We start from the raw sequence: 947 nt of genomic DNA on the forward strand, positions 1-947 counted from the left end.
TTCTAATTTGGTTAAATTAAAAGTTTAAATTATCAAAATAGTGATACAGAAACTTTTGAAAATTGAGTATCAAGCTACAAAGTAGCTTGGTACTCTTTTTTTGGCTAAATTATTAATTAGATGATTAGGATATCTTGGTTACGGCCACTTGTTTTTCTGACTTATTGGAAACGGATAGCAAAATCTGCAAACTTCGACCCCTTGTCTATGGTAATGGTCTATGCGCGAGGTTAACGAGGAAACGGGCCTGACGGTTGCCGCGATGCAGCAAATCGGCGTCGTGTCGTTTCGCTATCCCTGGGACTACGAGGAGTGGCATTACAACCAGCACATCTGCGTTTTTTACCGGGTTGAAAAGGCAAGCGGCCACTTGCAGCATAGTGTGGCCCAGTTCGACGGCCAGGACGCGCTGGGTGCTGTTAAGGTACCTCTTGGCAAATTGAGCATGGCAAACTCGTCGCCCTTGGTTTTAAAGGCCAAGGAGTACCTGCTGGATCGGGAGCACTTCACGCTCACTGAACAGACCTTGACCCAGTGGCAAGTATTGGACCAGCCTGTTTTTTAGGCAATATAAAAAAGCGGTTAGGGCGTTTGCCCTAGCCGCTTTTGTGTTAGCACAAAAGGTTACTTTAAGTCGTCTAAAAACGCAAGTGCTGCATCGTAGTTAGGCTCGTTGGTCATTTCTTGGATTAGTTCTTGATACAGAACTTGGCCAGTGGCATCAACAATCCAAATGCTTCTGGCATCAATGCCGGCGTCTTCAACGAACAGCCCCATCTTTTTACCAAAATCTAACTTTTCGTCGGATAACAGCTCCATCTTGACAACACCTTCTGCTGCACACCAATTTTTTTGCTCGTCAGGCGTATTGGTTGAAATAGTATAAAAGTTAATGCCATTATACTTGTCAACTTCGCCGTTGAAGCGCTTGGTTGAGATGCTGCAGA

At 44.7% G+C, this 947-nt stretch carries 2 protein-coding genes; one reads left to right on the top strand and one right to left on the bottom strand.

Annotated features, from left to right (window positions below; translation table 11 throughout):
- Window positions 1-280: 280 nt before the first annotated feature.
- Complete coding sequence (locus AC2JF7_RS09020) at window positions 281-565, top strand: NUDIX hydrolase (protein WP_500728356.1); 285 nt, start codon at window positions 281-283, stop codon at window positions 563-565.
- A 59-nt stretch (window positions 566-624) separates the two neighbouring features.
- Here AC2JF7_RS09020 and AC2JF7_RS09025 read toward each other — a convergent pair.
- Window positions 625-947 (bottom strand): peroxiredoxin (locus AC2JF7_RS09025; protein ID WP_500728357.1); only part of this gene is annotated, 323 nt, incomplete at its 5' end.

The sequence above is a fragment of the Lactobacillus sp. XV31L genome, assembly GCF_059900865.1.